Genomic DNA, 16,020 nt, shown 5'->3' with positions numbered 1-16,020 from the left:
CGCTACTGCAATTGTGGCTTGTGCAGGAAATCGTTGCGGTCCGCAGACTTTACCCGCAGCCAGGCTTCACGGCCGTCGCGCAGGATGCGCATGGGGATTTCCGATCCCGGAGGGCCGCTTTCCCAGACCTTTCGGTAGAAGTCGGCAAGCCCGTCGACTTCGCCGTCGCGGATCTCCGAAATCACGTCGCCGCGCTTCAATCCCGCCTTTGCGGCTGGTCCGTTCTCGGTAACGCTCATGACAATGACCTCGCCATTGCTCTCGGCTGAGAAGGCTCCGAGCCATGGTCGCGGCTGCCTGTTGATTTCGCCGCGGTTCAGCACATCGTCGAGGATCGGACGAAGCAGGTTGATCGGCACGGCCATGTTGATGTCGGCGACTTCGCCGCCTTTGCTCATCTGCAGACGCAGCGATCCGATGCCGATGAGCTTGCCTTCCGCATCGATCAACGCTGCGCCGCCCCAGGAGGGATGCGCGGGTGCGATGAAGATCGCTTCATCGAGAAGATATTCCCAGTAGCCGGCGAATTCCTGCTTGGCGACGATATTGCCGCGGACATATTCACCCTCACCATCGGCAAAGACGATCGGATCGCCGACCTGCGCGCTGTCGGAGTCGCCCATTTCCAGCGCCGGAAGGTCAAGCGGGCTAAGCGCCTGCACGAGGCCAAAACCGCTTTCCTGGTCGTAGGCGAGCGCATGGGCGGGCACCACGCGCCCGTCACGACGCGTCAACCAGACCTCCTCGGCCTCGGTGATGAGATAGCCGATCGTCAGCACCAGTCCGTTGTCGCGGATCACGACGCCGTTTCCTTCCCGACGGGTGCCGAGCGTATTTGCCGTGAAGGCATTATCCGGAATTGAGGCGCGCACGGCCACGACCGACCGCAAAATTTTCTCGATATCCATGATGCAATTCCTGATGGGCGAAAGACGACCCGAAACCCATAAGGGCCTGCAGGGCCGAACCGTACCTTATCTAAGGTATGAATGTGACCGGCATGACGCAAGGCCTCCGCCTATCAGGATATCCCGCCGTCCTCCCCTTTCAGGGAGAGCGGCGTCCCTGCAAGCTTCAGCTTGCCGGTGTCAAAGTCACCGACGTTCCGGTGGCGGCGACGTTCAGGCCAAGCTGGCCGGTGACGCTCACCGTCTGCAGGTGAATGGAGCCCGAGGTGCCGCCGACGAGAATATTGGCACCGATGCCCGCACCGACGGTCGCTTCCGCTGTGGCACCCTGGTAGAGACCGCCGAGCGAACCATGATGGTAACCGGCGGTCGGGGCGAAGACAGCCCAGATCAGGCGCGAGCGCGTCGTGAAACCAAGGTCGACGCCCATCTTGCGGACGACTCCGGTATAGTGGTCAAGCGGTTCGCTGCCGATCGCAGAGGTGAAGACGCAATCGGCTTCCTTGGCGGAGCCAAGGACATAACCGACACCGCCGCCGATCGAGCAATCGAGATAGCCTATGCGCACGCCACCGCGCTGGTCGGGCTCTTCATAGACCGGAACCTGGTCCCGACGGGAAATCACGTCGGCGGAAAAGGCCGTTCCCGCGCTCGTCAGAACCGGAAGAGCGGCAAGCGCCACGGCAGTAAATCTTTTCATCCCTGTACTCCTTCAATTATTCGCGGTCCGGCCATCGCGATTCGGTCGAGCCGGCCAGCTAGCGATGGGCAACGCATGTGGCGGAAGAATGATCCCGTGTTGCAGCACACAAATTGTCACAGGCGCGCGTGGAATGTGAGCTTATTCAACCAGGCTCTCCACCTGCCGCAGGCTCGCACGCTCCGCTTCGCGATATTGGCGTGGTGTCTGGCCGGTGCGTTTCCTGAAGCAGCGGGAGAAATAGGCCGCGTCGGAAAAGCCGAGTCCATCGGCGATCGCCTGAACGCTCGCCGTGGTGAAGACGAGCGCGCGGCGGGCCTCGTCGACCACGCGCGCCATGATGAGATCGTGAACGCTCATGCCGGTCACCTCACGCACCACGCGGTTCAGATGCGTCGGGGAAAGGTTCAGGAGTTTCGCATAGGCCTCCGCCGGAAGCTGATCACGGAAATGCCGGCCGATCAGGTCCTTCAGCGCCTCGACGCGTGCGAGATTGACGTCGCCCGCAGCGCCACTGCTATCGGCGCCGGCCAGCCGGCCGAGGATGAGGATCGCCGCCGTCAGATAGGCTTCGACGAGATCGTTGCGGCTCGCGCGCTGTGCCTCGAATTCGGCAAACAGGCGTGAGAAAGTCTCGTCGAGATAGTCTGCATCCTCGCCAGCCGGCAGCGGTATCATCCTAGGGGTCGACAGCCAGTCGCCGGGCCGTTTGGCAAGTCCGGCGGTCAGCCGCAACCGCTCTGCGACCAGAGTGATCACCATTCCGTCGATGTCGCGGGAGAAGCGGAAGCCGTGGCTGACGCCCGGCGGTACGGCAACGACGCAGGGGGGAACGAGCGTGACGGTCGAGGCGCTGAGGATTGCATCGCCAGATCCGTTCCGAATGTACAGGAATTGCTGGAAGCTCTCGTGGCGATGGCGGCCGATTTCCCACTGGTGCGCGCTGCTGCGCGAAGCGATCGTTTCGCAATGCAGCCAGAAATCGGGCCGCCTTGTGCGGTTCTCGCCATAGAGATCGTAAGTCGGGACCGGCGCAAGCATCGTGGCCTCCAATAGGGCAATGTTCGTTTTGTCCTATAGATTGCGTGAAATGTCCATTGTCCGGGACCCTGATCGTGCGCTTATCAAGGAACAAGAATTCGGGAGGATTTCATGCGCACCCAAGTCGCCATTATCGGTTCCGGTCCGGCCGGCCTGCTGCTCGGTCAACTGCTTACAAATGCCGGCATCGACAACATTATCCTCGATCGCGTCAGCAAGGATTACATTCTCGGCCGCGTGCGTGCCGGTGTGCTGGAAGAAGGCATGGTCGACATGCTCGATCGCGCCGGGGCTGGCGAACGCATGCACAGGGAAGGTTTGCCGCATGACGGCTTCTCGCTCGCTTTCGACGGCCGCGACCACCGCATCGACCTTTTCGGGCTGACCGGAAGACGTGTCATGGTCTATGGTCAGACGGAGCTTACCCATGACCTGATGGACAAACGCGAGGCTTCCGGCGGCAGTTCGGTCTATGAGGCAACCAACGTCATGCCGCACGATTTCGACGGGGCCGGCCCCTACGTCACCTACGAGAAGGACGGCGTCACCCACCGGATCGACTGCGACTTCATCGCCGGGTGCGACGGGTATCACGGCGTGAGCCGGAAATCGGTACCGGAGAGCGCGCTGAGGACCTACGAGCGGATCTATCCCTTCGGGTGGCTCGGCATTCTCGCCGAGGTGCCGCCGGTCAGCCACGAGCTGATCTATGCCAACCATCCCCGCGGCTTCGCGCTCTGTTCAATGCGCTCCCATACCCGCAGCCGCTACTATATCCAGTGTGCGCTGGACGAGAAGATCGAAGACTGGTCCGACGACCGCTTCTATGACGAATTGCGCCGCCGGCTGCCTGCCGAGCATGCCGAAAACATGGTGACCGGCCCCTCCTTCGAAAAGTCCATCGCGCCGCTCAGATCCTTCGTCGCCGAACCGATGCGCTTCGGCAAGCTGTTCCTTGTCGGTGACGCGGCTCATATCGTGCCACCGACCGGCGCCAAGGGCCTGAACCTCGCGGCGAGCGACGTCTACTACCTCTTCGACGGCCTGCTGGGCTACTACGCGGATAAATCCTTAGCCGGAATCGACGCCTATTCGGAGCGGGCGCTGAAGCGGGTCTGGCGCGCCGTGCGCTTCTCCTGGTCTATGACCACGATGCTGCACCGTTTCCCCGATACCGGCGAATTCGGCCAGAAGATACAGGAGACGGAGCTCGATTATCTCGTCAGTTCCAAGGCTGCTTCCACTGCGCTCGCCGAGAACTATGTCGGCTTGCCGTACTAAGTCGTTCCGGCCTTTGTTGAAGGGAAGTATCCTGCTCCTCCTACGGATCCGTATAGCCTATCGCCCGGACCCTGACCTCCCGTGCGCCCGGATCCTGCGAGAACAGGATTGCGCCGGAGGCATTCGATTCCGCCGGTACGTAATCGAAGGTCACATCCGCATCCTCGATCATGTCGCCGCCATCGAGGATTTCGCCGCGTACCACAACCGCGGCAGCCGTCGCGGTTGCCTTGTTGGTGATCTCGAATTCGACCCGATACCCCCCTTCGACCGGCGTTCGTCGGGTCACTGCAATCGAGAATTCCGGCGGCAGACCGTCCTTCCTCAGTGCTTCCCAACCCACCCATGTGATCATCGCAAGCACAACCAGTGCGGAGATCATGCCGGTCGCCCATTCGATCCAATGGGGTTCCTGCGTTTCGGTGTGGCGTCCATGAGCGGTGATCGTCATCGGTTCACTCGTCACAAGATGAGGCGGGCAGCGGCCGCCCCGATAGCGCCCGGGAAGGAGAGCACGATCGCGGATATGAGCATCTGCGTCGGCGCGCTGTCATCCAGCCGCCCGAATGTCCACAGAACGTAGAGGCTGATCAGCATCGCGACCAAGTAACCCGGCAGGGTGAAGCGGAAGAAGGCGTGCCATCGGGGCGTTTCACCCGGCATTTCGTGTGTGCCCTTGAAGGCAACCGCGTAGACGAAGCCGTGCATGATGGCGATCGATACGACGATCGTCGCAAGCGCATGCCAGGGCGTCATCTTGTAGGCGATCAGGATGATTTCCTCCGTCGGCGCGACATTGAGGCTGAGGAAGAGCGCACCGACCGCCATGAGGAAAAGCTCCCGACTGTAGCTGATGGAGAGCTCATTCGGCACCGCATTGCCCTCTTTTCCCTGATCTGCTTCTTCTCCTTTCGGATCATCCTTATCGCTGTCGCCGTTCTCGCCTGCCTGGCCGCCGAGCTGGGAGCGACCGAGCAGAGCGCCGATACTCGCGGGTACTGACTGGATGGCGGTCTTGCCGAGCATTTCCGAGAACGGCATATGCAGCTTGATGTCGCCGAGCAGAACGAGGATTGTGGCGCTCATGACGATGCCGAGCCCATAAGCGATTGCTGCATCGCGGAAAGCCTCCCTCCATGTGGAGGTTCGCTCGAAGCCGATGCGATCGGCCAGTATCACGAGAAGCGGGATATTGACGATCAGAAGCAACAGCAGACGATATCGCTCGATATAGAAGCCGAGGTGCCAGAGTTCCATGGTCATCAGCATGGGTATGCCGAACAGCATGGCGCCAGCGGCGCCGCGGCCGAGACCGACCAGGAAATGGTGGAATTCGCCTGTGCCGCCGCCAGGCGCCGCTGCCACGCCACTCAACTCCGCTTTCCTCCATCCGACAAGCGGACAGAAACTCGCAGGCCTGCCGAAATGTTCCCGCTCGGCCATCGAACCGGGAGGGCAAGTCCGATCTGATCAGGGTAATGTGAGAGCTTGCGGAATGACTCAGCGGTCGAAGAGATCCTGCCACTGCCTTTCCCCCACCAGGCAGTCAGTCGCCGGTTGGGTGCCGGCGGTCTTCTGCACGGTTGCAGGCGGCGTAAGGCTGCTGATCTCCATGACCAGTTTGCGGCGCACGGCGACCGCGAAATCTTCGATCTTGTGAACCGGCAGCACGAAAGAGCCGGGACCACCGATCACGCAATCGGCGTAGTATTTGTCGAGCCCGCCCTGCGCTCCCGAAGGGCGCAGCATGATCGCCAAGCCATTGACGATGAGGCCGGCCTCCACCGCCTTGTCGCGGGCCGGCACAACGGGATTGCCGGCATTGTTCGGACCGTCGCCGGAAACATCGATGACCTGCCGCGTGCCGCTATAGGAGTTGGCGACGAGCATCGTGGCACCTTGTACGATCGCCGCGGAAATCGAAGTTCGGCGCTGGGAATTGATCGGCCGCGCCTCCAGCTTGTTGGCGAAATCGATCGCGTCCTGCTCGTTCTCGATCACCTGCCAGTCAATGACGGAATCGGGCACCACGTCGCCTGCCCATTCGAAATAGCTGATGGCGATCTTCCCGATGAGCCCGGTCTTCACCGCGTCGATGAATTCCCTGTGCTTGAGCGCCGCGACATAACCCTCGCGCTGGATGCGGACCTCCTCGTAGTCCATGGAACGGGACGTATCGACTGCGAGAACCAGCTCGACATCCACCTCGCCGCCTCCCGCCTGCGCGATCATCGGGCCGGCTGCGGCAGAGAGGCCCATCAGCATCGCGAGTGTTGTAAGCATAGGCGATCCAATCACTGCGTCTCGTCGTGATGAAACTGTAACACAGGTTGGTTCGAGGGCGACTCCCGGCCGCAGGCCGCCCTTCAACTTTCAGTGATTGGATTATTCCCCGCTCGCGTCACCGGTGCCTTCGCCCCCTCGCGTCAACGCTTCGACGAGGCAATCCATGATTGCCTGGCGCAGCGCATAGGTATTGGCGTTGGTCCGTTTATAGTCCAGGCACTGAGCCGCCTCCACCAGGCTCATTCCCTGGTGGACAACGATCTGATGGGCGCGGTTCATCGCCCAGTGCTCGATCGAGTGACTCTCTTCAATGGCATGACTTTGTTCGCTCAAAGCAGCCTCGCCGGAAGGTTAGCAGTATTGCCGCGAATCAATTCACAATTGAAAGGTTAACGCAGCAGTCCACATTCGTGAATCCTGTCCTTCTTAATTTCTTGAGTAGAAGAGAAGAATTTATCGAGCCGCTTCGATCCCTATGATTTTTTGGGATTACAATTGCCGAGCGGGCCGGAAGGTGACGACCGACGAAGACGAGGCAATCCTCCAACACACCGCCCGCGGAGGTGGCTTCGCGCTTCTTCGTGCCGGGTCGGATCGACCCTATGGAACATAACGAACTGTGCTATATCGGCTGGTATCTGGACGAGATCAGCCATGTATGAGGTCCTCTCTTATGAAAAGACTATCGGGCAAGTGTTTTTGCGGCGTGGTGGAATATGCGGTGGAGGACGCTTTCGTTTACGCGGCCAACTGCCACTGTTCGGATTGCCGCCGCACCACCGGCTCGGCCTTCAAGCCATTCGCGGGCATTCCGCGGGAAAAACTCACCCTGGTGAAAGGCTCTGATGGTCTGTTGATTTATGGCAACGCCGAAAACCACGATGCCCATTGCGGCACCTGCGGCTCGCTGCTCTATTCGCTGGTGCGTGAGGCCAGATGGGTGCATGTCGCGATGGGCACGCTTGTCGATGCCCCCGCCATCCGCCCGACACACCATATCTTCGTCGGTTCGAAGGCGCCCTGGCACGAAATCACCGACGATCTGCCGCAATATGAAGGGCACAAACTTTAGCGGCTACTTTCCCTTCCAGACCGGGTCGCGCTTTTCGGCGAAGGCCCGGGCGCCTTCCAGCTGGTCCTCGCTGGAATAGAGGACATCGACAGTCCTCAGCTGACGACGGGTGATGCGGTTCATCGTTGTCTGGAACTTCTCGCCTTCCGCCTCGCGCACCACTTCCTTGATCGCCGCGTAGACGAGCGGAGGGCCGCTTTCCAGCAGCCGCGCCAGCTCCCAGGCGCGCGCCATCAGCTTGTCGGCCGGCAGGATTTCATTGACGAAGCCCCAGCGATGCGCCTCCTCAACATCGAGCCAGCGGCCGGTGAGCAACATGTCCATGGCGACATGATAGGGAATGCGCTTCGGCAGCTTGATCGAGGCGGCATCGGCCACCGTGCCGGAACGGATTTCCGGCAGCGCGAAGGTGGCATGTTCGGCGGCGAGGATGAGGTCTGTCGCAAGCGCGATCTCCAGCCCTCCGCCGCAGCAGATACCGTTGACAGCGCAGATGATCGGCTTGTTGAGGTCCCGCAGTTCCTGCATGCCGCCGAACCCGCCGACGCCATAGTCGCCATCCACCGCGTCACCAGCGGCCGCAGCTTTCAGGTCCCAGCCTGGGCAGAAGAACTTTTCGCCGGCGCCGGTAATGATCGCAACGCGCAACGCCTCGTCATCGCGAAAATCGCGGAAGATTTCGCCCATGATCCGCGAAGTCTTCAAGTCGATGGCATTCGCCTTCGGCCGGTTGATGGTGACTTCGAGAATGCCGCCCTCGCGATGGGTCCTGATGGGTTGGTCGGTCATGCTATTCTCCTCCGCACCAGCGCATCCACGGCAACGACGCCCTCGCCTTCCGACAGCACCATGACCGGATTGATGTCCAACTCTTCGACGTCCGCCGCATTGGCAGCCAGATAGGCCGCGACGGCGGCGACCGCCTGCTCCAGCGCGGCGATATCGCCCTTCGGCCCGCCGCGATAGCCGTCAAGCAACGTCTTTATCTTGAGGCCGGATATGGCCGCGGAAATGGCCTCCGGTGACGTGGGCAAGGTGATAAGCGCGGAATCATCCAGCAGTTCGACCAGAATACCACCCGCCCCGACAGTCAGGACCAGGCCCGCAATGGGATCGCGCATCGCGCCGATGATGATCTCCGCCACCGGCTTGGCGGCCATCTTCTCGACCAGATAGCCGTCCGCGACACCCGCCATGGCGTGGGCAGCAGCGACCACCTCTTCGCGGTTTCCGAGGGTAAGCCTCACCGCGCCGGCCTCTGTCTTGTGGGCAACGCCACGACCCTTGAGCGCCACCGGAAAACCGAGCCTTTCGGCCGCATGCCCCGCCTCTTGCGGATCCATGACCACGAGCCCGTGCGGAACGGTCAAGCCGAAGGCGGAAAGCTCACGCTTCGCCTCGTCCTCGTTGAGCGTGACCGTCTCGCCCGCTCCGGCGGGAACCTTGAGCAGGGGCACAGGCGCGGGCTGCCTCCACGCCGCACCGATAAACGCAGCGGTCTCCGCCGCGGCCAGCGCCTCCTCGATGCCGAAGAACGGTACGACGCGGTCATGCATCAGCCGTTCGGCCACGGCTTCCGGAAGGTTCTCGCCCATGCTGGCGACGACGCCGGCATTCGCCCCGGTTGCGGTCCGCGCCGCCACCACCGCGTTGACGGTTGTCAACCAGTCGGTCGCATCGCAGCGATCAAGCCGCGGGATGTCCAGCACCACGAGGTTCATCGCATAGCCACCCTGCATCATCGCGGTAAAGGCGGCCGTCTGCTTCTCCTGATTGCCCCAGACGAAGGTGTGGTAGTCGAGCGGATTGGCGAGCGCCACCATCAGCCCGAGCGTCTCGCGGAGCGGTTCGAGTTGCTCATTTCGGAGTGGCCGATAGGAAATCCTTCGCTTCATGCCGGCATCGGCCATCAGTGAGGCCTCGCCGCCCGAACAGCTCATCGAGGAGATGTCGACGCTTTCGAGTGCTCCGTAAAGATGCAGGAGCTTCAGCGTCTCCAGGAGTTCCGGCAGTGTCTGAACCCGGCCGATACCGAGCCGTTGCAGCAGCGCAGAGGAGACGCGGTCATTGCCGGCGAGTGAAGCGGTGTGGGAGACGGCGGCGAGGCGCGCAGCCTCCGATCTGCCGACCTTCAGCATGGCGATCGGCTTCTTCAGCTCCCGCGACAGGCCGGCCAGCCGCTCCAGCGTTTCGAGACTGTCGAAGCCTTCCACATGCAGGCCGATGGCGGTGACGCGCGGGTCCTTGATGACAGTGCAGGCGAGTTCGGCAAGCCCTGTTTGCGCCTGGTTGCCGGCAGTCATCAGATAGGCAAGCGGCAATCCCCGCTGTTGCATGGAAATGTTGCAGGCGATGTTGGACGACTGGGTGAGCACCGCCACCCCTTGCTCGACCCTGAGCATGCCGTGCTGATCCGGCCAGAGGAGCGCCCCGTCCAGCATGTTGATGAAACCGTAGCAGTTCGGCCCAAGGATCGGCATGTCGCCGGCCGCCTCGACCAGCGCCTTCTGCAGGTCATCGCCATCGGCAAGCTCGCTTGCCGCCTCGCGGAAGCCGGACGCGTAACAGATTGCGCCGCCTGCGCCGCGGGCGGAAAGGTCGCGGACGATCTCTATGGTGAGTTGCCTGTTGACGCCGACAAAGGCCGCATCCGGGGCGGCGGGCAGATCGGCCACCGATCGATAGCATCTGCGACCGAGGATTTCGTCACTCCTCGGGTGGACGGGCCAGATTTCGCCCGCAAAACCCATCTTGTGGCATTGCTCGATGACCCGCCGGGCCTCCTTGCCTCCGAACACGGCAATGGTTTTCGGTCGGATTAGGCGGTCGAGGGAGCGGGTCATTCTCAAGCCCCTAGCGGCCGCAGAAGCTCGCGGCTGATGATGTGCCGCTGGATTTCCGACGTGCCGTCCCAGATGCGTTCGACACGGGCGTCACGCCAGAAGCGGGCAAGCGGCAGATCGTCCATCAGCCCCATGCCGCCAAAGATTTGGACCGCCTCGTCGGTGACCCGTGCCAGCATTTCCGTGGCAAACAATTTTGCCGAGGCAATTTCGCGATTTGACGGCAGGCCTTGGTCGAGCCGCCAGGCGGCCGAGAGTGTCAGGAGGTCAGCGGCGTCGATCTCGGTAATCATGTCGGCGAGCTTGAAGGAGACGCCCTGGTTGGCGCCGATCGGCCTGCCGAACTGTTTGCGCCCGGCAGCCTGGTTAAGCGCATAGTCGAAGGCTCGCCGCGCCCGGCCGACGCAGGTGGCGGCGACCGTCAACCGCGTGCCGTAGAGCCATTGGTTGGCGATGTCGAAGCCTTTGTGCACGTCGCCGAGGACCTGGGTCGGCGGCAATCGGCATTCGTCGAAGGTGAGGATGCAGTTCCGGTAGCCGCGATGCGAGACGGAACTGTAACCTTCGCGGATTTCGAAACCCGGCGTGTCGCGATCGACGAGGAAACAGGTGATGAGCTTCTTCGGTCCATGCGGGGTTTCCTCTTCACCGGTCGCGACGAAGACAATGACGAAATCAGCGATATCCGCATGCGAAATGAAGTGTTTCGTACCGTTGACGATCCAGTCGTCGCCGTCCCGTCGGGCGAAACATTTCATGCCGCGCATGTCCGAACCGGCATCCGGCTCCGTGATGGCAAGTGCATCGAACTTGTCGCCGCGCACGGAGGGCAGAAGATATTTTTCGCGCTGGTCTCCCTCGCAGGCCATGAGGATGCCGGAAGGCCGGCCGAAGAAGACGGTAAGCGCCATGGAACCGCGGCCGAGTTCGCGCTCCACCAGGGTGAAGGACATATGGTCAAGCCCGGCGCCGCCCACTTCTTCGGGGAAATTGCAGCCGAAGAAACCGATCTCCCGGCATTTGCGGGCGATCTCCCGGCCGAGTTCGGGCGGCACGAAGCCGGTGCGCTCCACCTCGTTCTCATGCGGATAGATTTCCGTCTCGACGAAATCGCGGACGGTCTTGACGATCATCTCCTGTTCGCCGGTCAGTCCGAAATGCATGGGGTTTCTCCCTTTATTGGAGCGTAGCCGCCCCCCTTCTGCCCATGATCTACCTCTTCTGCCCCACCGAACGCCCGACGCCTTCCGGAATAGGTAATTTCGCATGCGCCTCGGCGATCGGCTTCAACTTCGCCAACACGTCGAAGGGCGCGGCAACCGATTTCCCGGCCTTCGAATCCACGTGCAGCATCAGTTGCTCGGCAGTGGCGAGCGCCTCGTTGGTCTCGGCATTGTAGATGGTCGTGAAGAACCGGAGGCGCTTGTCGTCGCTGGAGAGCACCTGCAGCGTCGAGTAAAGCTTCTGGCCGAGTTTTGCCTCACCAAGATGTCGGATATGCGTCTCGACCGTATAATAGCTGTGCCCGGCCTCGACATAGGCGAAATCGACCCCGATCAGCCGGAGTAGCATATCCGCCGTATCGGCGAAGACCTGCAGATAGCGGTACTCGGTCATATGGCCGTTGTAGTCCACCCAGGCGGCGCCGACCTTGGTGTCGAGCAGCCGGAGCGGAGCGGAAAAATCCGGTTCCTTCTTCGCTCCACCCCCCTGCACCCAGAGATGTTTTTCGAACTCGGCAAGGATCTTGCCCGCCCCCCAGCCCTGTCCGCCGTCGCCGGCTTTCAGCGCCTGCATGATGCCGACGAGGTTTTCGTCGCGGATGCGTTCCAGTTCCCGGATGCCGCGAGCGCCGGACTGCGCATCCGACTGGGCAGCGATCTTGTCGATGAGCGCATCGTCGAGATCAACGACATCTGTGAGCTTCGTCCAGGGCCAGGAAAGGCAGGGGCCGAACTGCGCCAGGAAATGCCGCATGCCGGCCTCGCCGCCGGCGATGCGATAGGTCTCGAACAGGCCCATCTGCGCCCAGCGCATGCCGAAGGAATAGCGGATCACGTCGTCCAGCGTTTCCGTGTCGCAGATGTCGTCATGGATCAGCCACAGGCCTTCGCGCCAGACGGCCTCCAGCAGGCGGTCGCCGACGAAGGCCTCGATCTCCTTTTTGAGGATGACGCCTTTCATGCCGATCGGCGCGAGCTTTTCCTGCGCCGCCTTCAGCGTTTCCGGGGAGGTCTTCTGGCCGCCGACCAGTTCGGCAAGAGGCAGGAGATAAACGGGATTATAGGGATGGGCGACGAAGAAGCGCTCGGGATGTTTCATGTCCCGCTGCAGGTCGGTCGGCATCAGGCCGGAGGTGGACGAGCCGATCAGCGCTTGCGGGTCGGTGGCCGCATCAATCTGGGTGATGACGTTGCGTTTCAACTCCAGCCGCTCGGGCACGCTTTCCTGAATCCAGTCGGCGCCCTCAACTGCCTCCTTGATGGACTTGCAGAAGGTGATTTTTCCCCTGGGCGGAAGCGGCGCCATGGTGAGCATGGCATAGGCGCGCTCTGCATTGCCCAGCACTTCGCCGACGATGCGTTCCGCTTCCGGATGCGGGTCGTACATGTCGACATCAATGCCGGCGAGGACGAAACGGGCCGCCCAGGCCCCGCCGATGACACCGCCGCCGATGCAGGCTGCTTTTTGGATGCTGCTCATGGGATCACCGCTTCATCAGCTTCAACTTCTCACGCACCTGCGCCGGCCCGATCACCTTCGCGCCCATGCCCTCGATCACGCAGGCGGCCTTTTCGACGAGCTGGGCATTGGTCGCCAACTGCCCCTTACCGACATAGAGATTGTCCTCCAGCCCGACGCGGACATTGCCGCCGGCAAGCACCGCCGCGGCCGGATAGGCGAGCGCGCTGCGGCCGATCGAGAAGGCGGAGAAGGTCCAGCTCTTCGGCACGTTGTTGACCATGGCCATGAAGGTATTGAGATCATCCGGCGCGCCCCAGGGAATGCCCATGCAGAGTTGGATCAGCACAGGGTCCTCGATCAGGCCTTCCTCGACAAGCTGCTTGGCGAACCAGAGATGCCCAGTATCGAAAGCCTCGATTTCGGGGCGCACGCCGAGTGCCGTCATCTGCCGTGCCATCTCGCGCAGCATGGAAGGGGTATTGGTCATCACGTAGTCGCCGAGCGAAAAGTTCATCGTGCCGCAATCGAGCGTGCAGATTTCCGGCAGGCATTCGGCGACGTGCGCGACGCGCTCGGTGGCGCCGGCCATGTCCGTGCCATTCGGATTGACCGGGAACGGTGCCTCGACATTGCCGAACACGAGGTCGCCGCCCATGCCGGCCGTAAGGTTGAGCACGACATCGACATCCGCCGAACGGATGCGGTCGGTGACTTCCTTGTAGAGCGCCCTGTTGCGGGCGGCGGCCCCCGTCTCCGGGTTGCGGACGTGGCAATGGACCACGGCGGCGCCGGCCTTGGCGGCATCGATTGCCGACTCGGCGATCTGTTTCGGCGTGACCGGCACGTGGCTGGACTTCCCCACGGTATCGCCCGCGCCGGTGACGGCACAGGTGATGAAGACCTCGCGATTCATCTCGAGCGGCATGTTCCTCTCCTTGTTCGTTTTCACCATTACGAACCGGAAGAGAGGAGAATGCTTTTCATTTTCGGCGCCATTCTATACATTAGCGGAAGCGGAGGGCGATGATTGCGTGGCTGACGTTTTCTCGCAGGAGCAGCATTTCGACATTCTGGTGCTGCCGGAGATCAACCTTATTCTCGCGGCATCCGTGATCGAGCCCCTGCGCGCCGCAAACCGCATCGCCGGCAGGGAGCTATATCGGTGGACGCTCTTTTCACCAGAGGGACAGCCGATCGATACGAAGGCGGGCATTCCCATTCCCGTCAGCGGAGCCTTCCGGCCCGGACGGGAAAGCGATCCGCTTTTCGTGCTCGCCAGCTATAACTGGAAGCAGCATGCCACCCGTGATCTGAAATTTCAGCTTTCCCAGACGGCGCGACACCGCACGCTGATCGCCGGCATCGAGGCCGGGTCGTTCATCCTCGCCGAGACCAGCCTTCTCGATGGTTTCTCCGCCACCACCCATTGGGAGGATTTCGAGGATTTTTCGACCGCCTATCCGCAGGTGAACATGATCCGCGAACGCTTCGTCATTGACGGCAAGCGCATCACCACCGGCGGTTCGCTGCCGACGCTTGATCTGATGCTGGAACTAATCCGCCGCGCACATGGCTATTCACTGGCGCTGGAAGTCTCGCGGCTCTTCATCTACGAGCAGGAGCGCATCCGTGGCGACCTGTTGCAGGTGCCGGCGATCGGCAATATGCGGATCGTCGACACCCGCGTTCAGACGGCAGTGAAGCTGATGGAGGAAACGGTGGAGGCACCGTTATCACTGGCTCGGCTGGCCAAACGCGCGGGCATCAGTGCCCGGCACCTGCAGGACCTTTTTCGCGACATCATGGGCGTTGCGCCACGCGAGCACTATCTCGCGCTTCGCCTCAACGCAGCCCGACGGAAGGTGATCGAGACGCGGGCGACCTTCGCGGATATCGCCGCAGCCACGGGCTTCAACTCTGCCTCCGCCTTCTCGCGCAGCTACCGCGCGCATTATCGAGAAAGCCCGAGCGACACGCGAAGGCGGTTGAAGGCTACCTGAGCAGCGTCTTCGCGATGATCTCCAGCTGGATTTCATTGCTACCGCCGAAGATGCTCTGGGAGCGGGAGTTGAAATAGACGGCAGAGGCGACTTTGCGCCCTTCGTCAATCTCGCTCTCTTCCGGCAGTTCGTGCAGCGGCCGGTGTTCTTCCCAGCGCAATGCATCCGGGCCGAGGATCGAGGCGGCGAGTTCGGCGATCGACTGGCGGATGCGGCTGCGCTCGATCTTCATTGTCGACGACGGCACCGACCCCGGATTGCCGCCGGCCTGCACCTTGGACATGGCGGCCAGCTCCAGCATGTCGTTGGCGTCGACATCGGTGGCGATCTCGATGAAGCGGGCCGCAAACAGCGGATCGTCGATCATTTTTCGTCCATCCGGCAGCGGTTCGCAAGCGAGTCGGTGGAGGCGTGTCAGCATCGCCCGCAGCACGCCGCCGGCGAAGGCCCCACCCCGCTCGAATTCCAGCAGGTATTTGGCGATGTCCCAGCCCTCGCCTTCCTCGCCGATCCGGTCGGAAACCGGCACTTTCACGTCATCGAAGAAGACCTGATTGAATTCATGCGTGCCGCAGATCGAACGGATCGGCCGGATGGTGACGCCCGGCGATTTGAGGTCGATCAGGATGAAGGTGATGCCTTCCTGCTTCTTCCCGGTGTCGGCAGTACGCACCAGTGCGAACATGCGGGTGGCATGATGCGCCAGTGTGGACCAGATCTTCGATCCGTTGACGACATAGTGGTCGTCGTTCAGCATCGCCTTTGTCTTCAGCGATGCAAGGTCGGAGCCGGAGCCGGGTTCGGAATATCCCTGCGCCCAGACATCTTCGCCGTTCAGGATGCGCGGCAGGTAGAAGGCTTTCTGTTCGTCGGTGCCGTAGCGCATCAGGACAGGCGCGATCATCTTGATCGAGGCGCCGCGGAAATGCGGCTCGCCGGCCCGCTCGCATTCCTGATCGAAAATATAGCGTTCGGCGAGCGTCCAGCCGGTGCCGCCGTATTGCTTCGGCCACGAGGGGGCGACCCAGCCCTGTTCGTTGAGCTTCGCCTGCCACTGCAGGCCTATATTCGGATCGGCGAGAAAACTCGGGTTCAGCCGCTCGGCGCGCTTCAGGCTTTCGTCGAGATGGGTATCCAGAAACGCCCGCACCTCGTCGCGGAAACGGACCTCTTCTTCTGTCATCAGCAGATCCATGACGTCCTC

The 16,020-nt window shown here is 62.0% G+C and carries 16 protein-coding genes; 3 read left to right on the top strand and 13 right to left on the bottom strand.

Going from position 1 to position 16,020, the window contains the following annotated elements; genetic code table 11:
• Window positions 1–2: 2 nt before the first annotated feature.
• The 3 genes from QEO92_RS29835 to QEO92_RS29825 all read right to left on the bottom strand — a co-directional run bounded on the left by QEO92_RS29835 (window position 3) and on the right by QEO92_RS29825 (window position 2,649).
• Window positions 3–908, bottom strand: a complete 906-nt coding sequence (locus QEO92_RS29835; protein WP_227705700.1) for a S1C family serine protease — start codon at window positions 906–908, stop codon at window positions 3–5.
• A 166-nt stretch (window positions 909–1,074) separates the two neighbouring features.
• Window positions 1,075–1,608 (bottom strand): DUF992 domain-containing protein, encoded by a 534-nt coding sequence (locus QEO92_RS29830; protein WP_037145272.1) that lies wholly within the window; start codon window positions 1,606–1,608, stop codon window positions 1,075–1,077.
• A 141-nt stretch (window positions 1,609–1,749) separates the two neighbouring features.
• Complete coding sequence (locus tag QEO92_RS29825) at window positions 1,750–2,649, bottom strand: helix-turn-helix domain-containing protein (RefSeq protein ID WP_227705699.1); 900 nt, start codon at window positions 2,647–2,649, stop codon at window positions 1,750–1,752.
• Window positions 2,650–2,760: 111 nt separating this feature from the next.
• Here QEO92_RS29825 and pobA point away from each other — a divergent pair, with 111 nt between their 5' ends.
• Window positions 2,761–3,930 (top strand): 4-hydroxybenzoate 3-monooxygenase, encoded by a 1,170-nt coding sequence (gene pobA / locus QEO92_RS29820; RefSeq protein ID WP_227705698.1) that lies wholly within the window; start codon window positions 2,761–2,763, stop codon window positions 3,928–3,930.
• Window positions 3,931–3,970: 40 nt separating this feature from the next.
• Here pobA and QEO92_RS29815 read toward each other — a convergent pair whose 3' ends face one another.
• The 4 genes from QEO92_RS29815 to QEO92_RS29800 all read right to left on the bottom strand — a co-directional run bounded on the left by QEO92_RS29815 (window position 3,971) and on the right by QEO92_RS29800 (window position 6,549).
• Entirely contained in the window at window positions 3,971–4,381 is a 411-nt protein-coding gene (locus tag QEO92_RS29815; protein WP_037145266.1) for a TIGR02588 family protein, read from the bottom strand.
• An 11-nt stretch (window positions 4,382–4,392) separates the two neighbouring features.
• The gene (locus QEO92_RS29810) at window positions 4,393–5,304 is read right to left on the bottom strand and encodes a TIGR02587 family membrane protein (RefSeq protein ID WP_227705697.1); all 912 of its coding nucleotides are present in this window, start codon (window positions 5,302–5,304) and stop codon (window positions 4,393–4,395) included.
• Between the two features lie 126 nt (window positions 5,305–5,430).
• Window positions 5,431–6,213: a DUF1194 domain-containing protein gene (locus tag QEO92_RS29805; RefSeq protein ID WP_037145264.1), complete on the bottom strand. Its 783-nt coding sequence runs from the start codon at window positions 6,211–6,213 to the stop codon at window positions 5,431–5,433.
• A gap of 102 nt (window positions 6,214–6,315) precedes the next feature.
• The gene (locus tag QEO92_RS29800) at window positions 6,316–6,549 is read right to left on the bottom strand and encodes a hypothetical protein (protein ID WP_407722187.1); all 234 of its coding nucleotides are present in this window, start codon (window positions 6,547–6,549) and stop codon (window positions 6,316–6,318) included.
• 340 nt (window positions 6,550–6,889) lie between these two features.
• Between QEO92_RS29800 and QEO92_RS29795 the strand changes: the two genes are divergently transcribed.
• Entirely contained in the window at window positions 6,890–7,288 is a 399-nt protein-coding gene (locus QEO92_RS29795) for a GFA family protein (RefSeq protein ID WP_152600999.1), read from the top strand.
• A gap of 3 nt (window positions 7,289–7,291) precedes the next feature.
• Here QEO92_RS29795 and QEO92_RS29790 read toward each other — a convergent pair whose 3' ends face one another.
• From QEO92_RS29790 to bcoG, 5 genes are read right to left on the bottom strand one after another with little or no spacing between them, the layout of a single operon-like run.
• Entirely contained in the window at window positions 7,292–8,077 is a 786-nt protein-coding gene (locus tag QEO92_RS29790; protein ID WP_227705696.1) for a carnitinyl-CoA dehydratase, read from the bottom strand.
• Window positions 8,074–10,131 carry an acetate--CoA ligase family protein gene (locus QEO92_RS29785; protein WP_227705695.1) on the bottom strand — a complete coding sequence of 686 codons (2,058 nt, stop codon included), beginning with the start codon at window positions 10,129–10,131 and terminating at the stop codon, window positions 8,074–8,076. The genes QEO92_RS29790 and QEO92_RS29785 overlap by 4 nt, the downstream gene beginning before the upstream one ends.
• A 2-nt stretch (window positions 10,132–10,133) precedes the next feature.
• Window positions 10,134–11,294, bottom strand: a complete 1,161-nt coding sequence (locus QEO92_RS29780; protein ID WP_227705694.1) for an acyl-CoA dehydrogenase family protein — start codon at window positions 11,292–11,294, stop codon at window positions 10,134–10,136.
• A 49-nt stretch (window positions 11,295–11,343) separates the two neighbouring features.
• Entirely contained in the window at window positions 11,344–12,834 is a 1,491-nt protein-coding gene (locus tag QEO92_RS29775) for a carnitine 3-dehydrogenase (protein WP_227705693.1), read from the bottom strand.
• A gap of 4 nt (window positions 12,835–12,838) precedes the next feature.
• The gene (gene bcoG, locus QEO92_RS29770) at window positions 12,839–13,741 is read right to left on the bottom strand and encodes a 3-dehydrocarnitine:acetyl-CoA trimethylamine transferase BcoG (protein ID WP_227705692.1); all 903 of its coding nucleotides are present in this window, start codon (window positions 13,739–13,741) and stop codon (window positions 12,839–12,841) included.
• Between bcoG and QEO92_RS29765 the strand changes: the two genes are divergently transcribed.
• A complete protein-coding gene (locus QEO92_RS29765; RefSeq protein WP_227705691.1) occupies window positions 13,710–14,816 on the top strand; it encodes a GlxA family transcriptional regulator in 1,107 nt (368 codons plus the stop codon). The two genes, bcoG and QEO92_RS29765, sit on opposite strands and share 32 nt — an antisense overlap.
• On the opposite strand, the gene QEO92_RS29760 is transcribed toward QEO92_RS29765, so the two are convergent.
• Window positions 14,809–16,011 (bottom strand): acyl-CoA dehydrogenase family protein, encoded by a 1,203-nt coding sequence (locus tag QEO92_RS29760; protein WP_227705690.1) that lies wholly within the window; start codon window positions 16,009–16,011, stop codon window positions 14,809–14,811. The two genes, QEO92_RS29765 and QEO92_RS29760, sit on opposite strands and share 8 nt — an antisense overlap.
• Window positions 16,012–16,020: the final 9 nt, after the last annotated feature.

The organism is Neorhizobium petrolearium, assembly GCF_029854435.1.
Lineage (GTDB): Bacteria > Pseudomonadota > Alphaproteobacteria > Rhizobiales > Rhizobiaceae > Neorhizobium > Neorhizobium petrolearium.
The sequence above is the reverse complement of the archived record's forward strand: the minus strand, read 5'-3'. Positions and strand labels throughout refer to the sequence as shown.

Coding starts and splice junctions, on each gene's coding strand:
- QEO92_RS29825 (WP_227705699.1), bottom strand. CDS start 2,649: ATGCTTGCGCCGGTCCCGACTTACGATCTCTATGGCGAGAACCGCACA.
- QEO92_RS29785 (WP_227705695.1), bottom strand. CDS start 10,131: ATGACCCGCTCCCTCGACCGCCTAATCCGACCGAAAACCATTGCCGTG.
- QEO92_RS29760 (WP_227705690.1), bottom strand. CDS start 16,011: ATGGATCTGCTGATGACAGAAGAAGAGGTCCGTTTCCGCGACGAGGTG.
- QEO92_RS29775 (WP_227705693.1), bottom strand. CDS start 12,834: ATGAGCAGCATCCAAAAAGCAGCCTGCATCGGCGGCGGTGTCATCGGC.
- pobA (WP_227705698.1), top strand. CDS start 2,761: ATGCGCACCCAAGTCGCCATTATCGGTTCCGGTCCGGCCGGCCTGCTG.
- QEO92_RS29790 (WP_227705696.1), bottom strand. CDS start 8,077: ATGACCGACCAACCCATCAGGACCCATCGCGAGGGCGGCATTCTCGAA.
- QEO92_RS29780 (WP_227705694.1), bottom strand. CDS start 11,294: ATGCATTTCGGACTGACCGGCGAACAGGAGATGATCGTCAAGACCGTC.
- bcoG (WP_227705692.1), bottom strand. CDS start 13,741: ATGCCGCTCGAGATGAATCGCGAGGTCTTCATCACCTGTGCCGTCACC.
- QEO92_RS29835 (WP_227705700.1), bottom strand. CDS start 908: ATGGATATCGAGAAAATTTTGCGGTCGGTCGTGGCCGTGCGCGCCTCA.
- QEO92_RS29815 (WP_037145266.1), bottom strand. CDS start 4,381: ATGACGATCACCGCTCATGGACGCCACACCGAAACGCAGGAACCCCAT.
- QEO92_RS29830 (WP_037145272.1), bottom strand. CDS start 1,608: ATGAAAAGATTTACTGCCGTGGCGCTTGCCGCTCTTCCGGTTCTGACG.
- QEO92_RS29795 (WP_152600999.1), top strand. CDS start 6,890: ATGAAAAGACTATCGGGCAAGTGTTTTTGCGGCGTGGTGGAATATGCG.
- QEO92_RS29805 (WP_037145264.1), bottom strand. CDS start 6,213: ATGCTTACAACACTCGCGATGCTGATGGGCCTCTCTGCCGCAGCCGGC.
- QEO92_RS29765 (WP_227705691.1), top strand. CDS start 13,710: ATGAAGACCTCGCGATTCATCTCGAGCGGCATGTTCCTCTCCTTGTTC.